General features: G+C 39.7%; 1 protein-coding gene. It reads left to right on the top strand.

The window, feature by feature from the left end; genetic code table 11:
* Positions 1–487, top strand: a 487-nt coding sequence (locus KIV40_RS34970) for a hypothetical protein (RefSeq protein ID WP_285354068.1), incomplete at its 5' end; no start/stop codon positions are given.
* Positions 488–718: the final 231 nt, after the last annotated feature.

Genomic DNA, 718 nt, shown 5'->3' with positions numbered 1-718 from the left:
TGGACTTGAATATTTACGTTCAGAAGACAAAGAAAACTATGCTTGGTACAAGTTACTTTGCGGTCACGAACAACTAATAACTTACAGTGCGGTTAGAAACAAATCTTATTCGTGTCAAACTTGTGGTGATGATCACTGGATTAAAGAAAATGGTGTTTACCTCCTTCGTATAACATTCAGTTCATTCGAATGTATTAAAGTTGGAACAGCCAAGAATGTTGATTTTCGAATTTATCGCTTAGGACTAGTTGATGGCATCGCCGAGCAGTTGCTGTACATACCGACCAAAAATCGTTTCGATGCCGACTTTATTGAAAAATCTATACACAAAAAGCTTTCTCAGAGTGCAATCCCGTCGGACATAATGAAGCAACATATGTCTTCTGGCTTTGCGGAATGCTTTACAATTGATGCACTTGAGAACGCGTTTAAATTATTTGAAGAAAGTCTTAATAGACAACACCTCATTTCCTCACGAGAAAAGTAAGGCAAACGCATTAACAATAAGCCAGTGTTCTTCCTCTAGCTGCTTGCAGTTTAATAGGATATTCACGACACTCGACTTTGTGGAGGAAATAGTAGCTCTTCTCTTGCTTGGTTGAAAAATGCTTGTGAGTTCCACTACGTACGCTAGGGTACGCATCCCATAGACAGGCCCCTTGCACTTTGACATGGCTTCGGTACTGTTGCTTTAGTTTTTTCATTTACCCTCCAGGTT

It is taken from the genome of Vibrio sp. D173a, from assembly GCF_030248475.1.
Note: the sequence above shows the minus strand (reverse complement) of the source record. Positions and strands in the feature narration are given on the sequence as shown.